This is a genomic window from Archangium violaceum Cb vi76 (assembly GCF_000733295.1).
Lineage (GTDB): Bacteria > Myxococcota > Myxococcia > Myxococcales > Myxococcaceae > Archangium > Archangium violaceum.
Genome location: NZ_JPMI01000076.1, coordinates 46,076 through 53,731 on the forward strand (window position 1 = coordinate 46,076; position 7,656 = coordinate 53,731).

6 protein-coding genes and 1 pseudogene are annotated in these 7,656 nt (G+C 71.0%); 3 read left to right on the forward strand and 4 right to left on the reverse strand.

The features are described from left to right. Nucleotides 1–50: 50 nt before the first annotated feature. Nucleotides 51–2,105: a transketolase gene (tkt, locus tag Q664_RS12240; RefSeq protein ID WP_043393892.1), complete on the reverse strand. Its 2,055-nt coding sequence runs from the start codon at nt 2,103–2,105 to the stop codon at nt 51–53. Nucleotides 2,106–2,285: 180 nt separating this feature from the next. On the opposite strand from tkt, the gene Q664_RS12245 reads away from it, so the two are divergent. After that, nucleotides 2,286–2,870, forward strand: coding sequence for a hypothetical protein (locus Q664_RS12245; protein ID WP_043393894.1), 585 nt, complete (start codon nt 2,286–2,288; stop codon nt 2,868–2,870). A 223-nt stretch (nt 2,871–3,093) separates the two neighbouring features. Here Q664_RS12245 and Q664_RS12250 read toward each other — a convergent pair whose 3' ends face one another. Together Q664_RS12250 and Q664_RS60810 are read right to left on the reverse strand one after the other, a co-directional pair. Beyond that, nucleotides 3,094–3,714, reverse strand: a complete 621-nt coding sequence (locus Q664_RS12250) for a hypothetical protein (RefSeq protein WP_043393897.1) — start codon at nt 3,712–3,714, stop codon at nt 3,094–3,096. Nucleotides 3,715–3,721: 7 nt separating this feature from the next. After that, nucleotides 3,722–4,303, reverse strand: a pseudogene (locus tag Q664_RS60810) (hypothetical protein); the annotation flags it as partial. Nucleotides 4,304–4,643: 340 nt separating this feature from the next. Between Q664_RS60810 and Q664_RS12260 the strand changes: the two are divergent. Further along, a complete protein-coding gene (locus tag Q664_RS12260) occupies nt 4,644–5,132 on the forward strand; it encodes a hypothetical protein (RefSeq protein WP_043393900.1) in 489 nt (162 codons plus the stop codon). A 9-nt stretch (nt 5,133–5,141) separates the two neighbouring features. Here the strand turns inward: Q664_RS12260 and Q664_RS12265 are convergent, their stop codons facing one another. Further along, a complete protein-coding gene (locus tag Q664_RS12265; protein ID WP_084609782.1) occupies nt 5,142–6,950 on the reverse strand; it encodes an MASE1 domain-containing protein in 1,809 nt (602 codons plus the stop codon). Here Q664_RS12265 and Q664_RS12270 point away from each other — a divergent pair. Next, entirely contained in the window at nt 6,949–7,590 is a 642-nt protein-coding gene (locus Q664_RS12270) for a hypothetical protein (protein WP_043393903.1), read from the forward strand. The two genes, Q664_RS12265 and Q664_RS12270, sit on opposite strands and share 2 nt — an antisense overlap. Nucleotides 7,591–7,656: the final 66 nt, after the last annotated feature.

Here is a 7,656-nt window from a genome sequence, read left to right on the forward strand (position 1 = left end):
GACCCTCACCCCCACCCTCTCCCAGAGGGAGAGGGGGCGCTACACGGCGATTACTTCTTCGCCTGCTCCATCACCTCGCGGGCCACCTTCACCACGTTCTCCACGGTGAAGCCGAACTTCTGCTGCAGGGCCTTGAGCGGCGCCGACGCACCGAAGCTGCGCATGCCCACCACCGCTCCGCGCAGCCCCACCCACCGCTCCCAGCCGAACGTCGACGCCTTCTCCACCGCCACGCGCGCGTGCACCGACGAGGGCAGCACCTGCTCCCGGTACGCCTCGTCCTGCTGCTCGAACAGCTCCCACGAGGGCATGCTCACCACCCGCGCCTTCACCCCCTGGCCCTCCAGCTGCTCCTGCGCCTGCAGGCACAGCGACACCTCGCTGCCCGTTCCAATCAGGATGACGTCCGGCGTGCCCTTGCTGTCCGACAGCACGTAGGCCCCCTTGGCCACCCCCGAGGCCGGCGCGTACTTCGTCCGGTCCAGCGTGGGCACCGCCTGCCGCGTGAGCACCAGCACCACCGGCTGGTGCCGCAGCGGGGCAATCACCTTCCACGCCTCCGTCACCTCGTTGGCGTCCCCCGGGCGCAGCACGATGAGCCCCGGAATCGACCGCAGGCTCGGCAACTGCTCCACCGGCTGGTGCGTCGGGCCGTCCTCTCCCAGGCCAATCGAGTCATGCGTGAAGATGTGGATGGCCGGCAGCTCCATGATGGCCGACAGGCGGATGGGCGGCCGCTCGTACTCGCTGAAGATGAGGAAGGTGGCGCTGTACGGGCGCACCTTGCTCAGCGCCAGGCCGTTGATGATGGAGCCCATGGCATGCTCGCGCACGCCGAAGTGGATGTTGCGCCCCGACTGGTCCCCCGGCTTCATCGCGCCCGAGAACGACAGGAACGTCTTCGTGGACGGATTCAGGTCCGCCGAGCCGCCCACCAGCCACGGGTAGTTCTTCGCCAGCGCGTTGAGCACCTTGCCGCTCGACTCGCGCGTGGCCACGCCCTTGGCGTCCGCCGGGAACACCGGCAGCTCCTTGTCCCAGCCCTCGGGCAGCTCCCGCTTCTGCATCCGCGTGAGGTGCTCCGCCAGCTCCGGGTGCTTCTTCTGGTACTCGGCGAACCTCGCCTCCCACTCCGTGCGCAGCTCGCGGCCCCGCTTGCCCAGGCGCTCGGCGAAGCGCTCCCGCACGCCCTCGGGCACCAGGAACTGCGCGTCCTCGGGCCACCCGTACTTGCGCTTGGCGCCCTTGATTTCCTCCGCGCCCAGCGGCTCGCCGTGGGCCGAGGCACTGCCCTGCTTCTTGGGCGCGCCGTAGCCGATCTGCGTGGTGACGATGATGAGGGTGGGCAGGCCGCGGTCCTGCTTGAAGGTGCGGAAGGCCTGCGAGAGCGCGTCCAGGTCGTTGGCGTCGGCCACGTGGAGCACGCGCCAGCCATAGGCCTCGAAGCGCTTGCCCACGTCCTCGGTGAAGGCCAGGTCCGTGCTGCCGTCGATGCTGATGCGGTTGCTGTCGTACACCCAGCACAGGTTGGGCAGCTTCAGGTGTCCGGCGAGCGACGCGGCCTCGCTGGCCACGCCCTCCATCAGATCTCCATCACCGCAGATGGCCCACACGTCGTAGTCGAACAGCTCGAAGCCGGGGCGGTTGAAGTAGCCCGCGAGCCAGCGGCCGGCGATGGCCATGCCCACGGTGTTGGCCACGCCCTGGCCCAGCGGGCCGGTGGTGGTCTCCACGCCGCTCGTCCAGCGGTACTCGGGGTGGCCGGGGGTGGAGCTGTCCAGCTGGCGGAACTTCTGGATGTCCTCCAGGGCGATGGCCACCTGGTCCTCGACGGTGTACTCCGAGGTGACGCGGCGCGAGCCGGCCAGGTGGAGCAGCGCGTAGAGGAGCATGGAGGCGTGCCCGTTGGAGAGCACGAACCGGTCCCGGTTGGGCCAGATGGGCTGGGTGGGATCGTAGCGCAGCTCCTGTTGCCACAGCTGGTAGGCCACGGGGGCCAGCGCCATGGGCGCGCCCGGGTGGCCCGAGTGGGCCTGTTCCACCGCGTCCATGGCGAGGGTGCGGATGGTGTTGATGCAAAGCCAATCGGTCGGATCGTGGGTCATGTCTTGGGAGTCCTCGTGCCCTCGGACGGTGCACCATGCCCCAAGCGGGGCGGGAGTGCCGCAGCATTCGGCAGGGGATGCGCGGAGGTGGACGGGGAGGGGGTGGGACGTGGCCGGGTCGACAGTGAAGGGGTCCGAGGGACTGGCGGTAGGGGCTACTGAGTGGCATATGGTGCGCGCATGTCGATCGAAAAACCGTTGCGGGAGATGGTCCAGGCGGAATTGAGGGGGCGGCTGGCTCCCATGCACAAGGCCATCACGCGAATGGATGAGCGGCTGGCGGTGGTCGAGGACCTGGTGGGCATCCTCAAGCGCCTGGCACCGCTGACGAAGCGGATGCAGTCGCTGCAACTGGCGTTGCCGGGACTCTCGGCGCCGGGTGGGCCCAGGCCCCGGAGCGCGGTGGTGCCGGCGGCGCGGGGCGCTCAGGCGGCCGCGGTGGCGCCGGTGCGCCGGGGCCGTCCCCCGGCGGCGGAGGGGAAGCGGTGCGCGGTCATCGGGTGCAAGAGGCCGTCGCGCTCGAAGGGGTACTGCTCGGCGCACTACCAGAAGCTGCGTCTGCTGGTGAAGTCGAACCGGCGGCCGGACAAGTGGGTGGACGACGCGTCGCCGCAGTCGGTGCCGGACGTGGTGTTGCCGAGGGGCCGCGCGGCGTCGAAGGCGCTGGCGGAGGCGGCGCCGCAGAGGCCGGAGCCGACGGCCCCGCCGAAGCCGAAGGCCTGGGTGCGCAAGAAGGGCGGCAAGGAGCGCGTCGAGCTGCGCTGAGGGAAGGGGTAGGCCTCCTTCCGTCCCAGGAATTGAAGGGCCTCTCCGAGAGAGAAAAGGCCCTCGGAGAGAAGGAGGACCCAGGTTGCGCGGCGGCCGGTGAGGACGTGCTCCGCACGGGTGCGCCCGCACGGTAGGTGCTGGCCGCGCCGGGTGGGACATCCGCCAGGGTGAACCGGAGAGGTCACCCGCCCTGACACTACTGCCGCGCCAGCGCCCCTCCCTACATGAAGATCCCCGGGGCCGTCTCCAACGCCGCGCGCAGTTCCTCGACTGTCGTGTCCATCCCCTCGACGACGGTGGGTGCGTGCCACGTCGACGCGACTGAGCCCTCGGGCGACTCACATGCCACCTTGACGGTGACCCTCCCGAAGCGACCCGGCCAAGAATGCTGCTGCAGCTCAACCGCGTGCCTGACTGGGTCCACGAAGGTGAAGCACGGCCACCGTGGCAGGCGGATGGTGCTCATGTCACAGCCGTTGAACCCCACCCCATGGAGCTCGGCCTCGGAGAAGTCGCAGTCCTCGATCCCTCCCGGCTTGAACCGCGACGTGTCAACAAGGGCCTCGCGGAACCCGAACTCGTTGCCCCTGAAGCGGCCCTTGAATCGACACCCCTTGAACATCATCTGCGCCCACACCACGCCCTTCAACTGGCCCTTCGCCTGGATGGTGCAGTTGATGAACTGCCCCGCCATAGGCACCAGCGAGCGCCCAGCCGCACTGATGACGACAGTGGAGTCGCGCACCGTGAGGTCAGGGCCGAGCCAGTAGATCGGGCCCTTTTTCAGCTCCAGCCGCTCGCCGACGATCTCTCGCTTCTCGTAGTGGATGTTGGGAGTCACGCGGGCCTCAGAAGAAGATCATGCGGAAGAAGGTGCTCGCCATCCGCCGCCCGTGCAGCGCGAAGTTCGAGTCGGTGCCGGACAGGATTTCGTAATGGTAACTCTGTCCGCCCGGGCCCGTGATGTCGACACCGCGACTGTTCCACGACAGGCCCGGGAACCGCAGCCTCATCTGCGCCTCGACCCACCGCCCACGAGCCTGTCGCTCCAGGAGGTCCGCGCGATGCTGCAAGCCGCGCTCGAGCATCGACTCGATGGCTTTTCGCTCCTCGGTACTCAGCCTCGCCGGCGACCACCGCGCCGCAAACTCCTTCACGGCAGCTTGCAGCTCGTCGCCGAGACGGTCCGTGGTGGCCTCGTGCGCCGCGTGCGCCATGCTGGCCCACCCGTCCATGAGGCCCCACAGGGCATCCACGCCCAGCCAGGCGAGCAGCATGACGGACAGCCCGGCGGCCAGCAGCTTCGTCGTCGGCTCGGGTAGCAGCCAGAGCGCCAGGTACAGGCCCGCGGCCCACACCAGGGAAGAGAGCAGCGCCTGCGGGCTGAGCTCGCGCCCGAGTGCGGCTCGCGTCTCGTCGAGCACTCCTCCACCATGGCGCTGGCCTTTCCCCAGGAGAAACAGCCTTGCTTGAAGGATAGGAGGCGGATCAGACAACCCTGGGGGGAGTGCACCACGCAGGCCTGGAGTCCCAGCCGCACCTGCTGGTTGACCCTGGACGCGCAGCGCGCCTTGCTCCCGCTCAACCCGGGCACGCTGGCCAGCTTCGCCCCGGGGCAACTTCCACTGGAAGCGGCCCAGCATCTGGAGTTGCCCATGCCAGAGGGTACTGTCCCTGGAGACGCCCGGCTGCTGGGCAAATGGGTTGGCCGGAGCCTCCCTGCCCCGCGGAGTCGTTGACACGGTGGGGCGGGAGTGATTTCCGGCGGGGATGAGCGATCAGGGTTATCCGGTGACGGTGGCAGTGAGGCGCCCGGACGGGCGCGTGGAGCAGGTGCGGGTGGGGACGGCGTTCCGCAATGGGGACGGTTTCTCGCTGAAGCTGGGGGAGTTGAGCATTGGCGCGACGCCGGACGCGGCGGCGGCGCCGAGGCGCGCGTCCTCCTCGGGAGGCGGTGGTGGAGGCGGTGGCGGTGGCGGCGGCGAGGTGTTCCCCAACTACGGCCGCAGCAAGGGCGCGCCCATCCGGGGCGCGAGCATGGGGGACCTCGAGTTCTACGCGAATGGCGCGAGGCGCTCGCTGAACGATCCGAGCAAGTCCCGGTGGCATGACCGGGAGCGCCAGTTGCTGGCGGCCATCGAGGCGGAGATCGCCCGGCAGCGGGGCGGCGACGACGGCGGTGGGGGTGACGAGCCGCCTCCGCACGGCGATGACGACTACAGCGGCGGCGGGGACGACGAGGGCAACATCCCGTTCTGACGCGCGGGCTCAGGCGGCGGAGCGGGCGGCCTCGGCCAGGGGCAGGAGGACGATGAAGGTCGTCCCCTGGCCCGGGGTGGAGTGCACCTCCACGGAGCCGTGGTGGGCCTCGACGATGCGCCGCACGATGGCGAGCCCCAGGCCGGTGCCCGAGGCCTTGGTGGTGTAGAAGGGCTCGAAGAGACGGGCCATGACCTCGGGAGGGATGCCCGGGCCCGAGTCGGTGATGGAGACGTGGGCCCGGGGCACGCCGCCGCGAGCCGGCACCTGTCCGAGCCCGATGTGCAGGGTGCCGCCCTGGGGCATGGCCTGCAGGGCGTTGGTGAAGAGGTTGCTGAGCGCCAGGTGGAGCAGTTGCGCGTCCAGCGGGGCGTCGGGCAGGGCCGGCTCCATGTCGCGCGTCACCCGCACGCGCGGGGCCTGGGGCTGGGTGCGCGAGGCGGCCTCGAGGGCGCCGTCCACCACGGGGCCGAGCGGCTGCGGTAGCAGGCGGGGCACCTGGGGGCGGGCGAAGTCCAGCAGCCCGTTGATGAGGTGATCCAACCGGGCGACCTCCTCGCCCATGACGCCGAGCAACTCCCAGGAGGTGCCGTGCGTGGGCTCCACCAGGCGGGAGAGGGCGGCCACGGAGTTGGCGATGACGCCCAGGGGGTTGCGCACCTCGTGGGCGACGCTGGCGGACAGCTCGCCGAGGGCGGCCATGCGCTCGCGGCTCACCAGCTCCTGCTGGGCGGTGGCGAGCGCGTGCAGGGACAGGCGCAGCTCGCGGTTGAGGAGGGTGGCCCTGTCCTGGGCGCGGCGGCGCTCGTCGAGGGCGGCGGCCAGCAGCAGCCCGGTGACGCCCACGGCGGCCAGGAAGGACTGGAGGAAGACGAGGCGCTCGGTGCTGGAGCCGCCCGGGGGCCCGACGGCGAAGGGGCCATGGCCCGCGAGGGTGTGCTGGAGCGTCACGGCGGTGAGGGCCACCAGGGCCGCCGAGGTGCCGCGGACCTCGAAGCGCAGGGCGGCCCAGAGGATGAAGGGGAAGGCGAGGTAGCTGACGGGGTGGTAGGCGTTGGCGGCGTCGGGGCCCACGTGGAAGACGAGGTCCACGGCGAGGACGAGCGCCCCCAGCAGCACGGCGAGCTCCACCTGGCGGGCGCGGCTCCAGCCCTCGAGGCCGCGGGTGGACCAGGAGAGCAGCGCGGGCGTCACGAGCAGCACGCCCATGGCATCGCCCACCCAGTAGACGCGCCACTCGCCGCCCCAGCGCTCCCAGGGGATTTCGCCCTGGAGGGCCATGAGGGTGACGCCGGGGGGGGCGCCGAGCAGGGTGCTCGCCAGGGCGCCGAGCCCCACCAGCAGGAGCACGTCGCGCACGCGCTCCAGGGAGGGGCGGAAGCCGGCGTGGCGGCGCAGGAGCCAGGCGCCGGCGAGGGCCTCCAGGGCACTGCCCGCGGACAGGAGGAAGCCCGCCGGGTCCGGCATGCGCCCCGGGACGGAGACGAAGGGTTTGAGGACGACGGCGGCGAGCAGGAGGGCGGGCCAGTCGCGGAAGCGGGAGAGCAGCAGCGCGGCGAGCAGCACCCCACTGGGAGGCCACAGGGTGGAGAAGTGCTCGTCCGGAGGGTTGAGCCGCATGCCCAGGGCGGTGCTGGCGCAATACACGAACGAGAACAGCCCCAGCCGTCCGAGCGGATGCCAGCGTTGGAGGATGTGTTTGGAGTCGGGCACCAGTGCTCGCCGGGGAGTCCACGGTGGCACGAAGCGGCGGGTGGCGGAAAGCCCCCCGGGTGGTGGGGGCGGGAGGCGCGTGTCGATGATATGACATGCGGCCATGTTTCCCTTGCGAGCGGATGCGCGGTGGGCCCGGAGGGGCGTGAGCCCGGCGGTGGCGCTGGCCCTGGTGCTGTGGATGGTGCCGATGACGTCGCGGGCGGCGCCGGAGTCGGCGCGGTTGTTGCCGGCGGGGATGATGACGGAGCAGCCGCTGAAGTGGATGGCGCTGGAGCTGGGCACGGGGGCGGGGGCGGCGGTGGTGGCGGTGCCGGCGACGCTGGCGCTGAGCGCGTGGGTGGGCTCGTTGTCATCGGACCTGGTGCTGGCGGCGGCTCCGGCGATGGTGCTGCTGTTGGCGGTGCCGCCGCTGGCGGTGACGGGGGTGCAGTGGCTGGTGGGCAATGCGTTGCAACCGGGCAGCGTGCGCTTTCAACCGGCGGTCTGGGTGGCGCTCGGGGTGCACGTACTGGCGGTGACGGGGGCGGTGCTGCTCGGGGCGACGGTGGATGACCTGGGGGACGCGGCGTTGTTCACGTTGGTGGAGGCGCTGGTGTTGCCCACGGCGGTGACGCTGACGATGCGCGCGACGGCGCCGGTGCCGCCGCCCACGTTGTCGCGAGTCCCCGAGCGTCCGCGCTCCGTGGTGGAGGCGACCGCCTCGCGGTCCCTGGTGGTTCCCCTGTTGCGTTACACCTTCTGATGTCCCCTCGTGATGTCCCCTCTCCCTCTGGGAGAGGGCCACGGGTGAGGGTCCGTCACCCTGGCG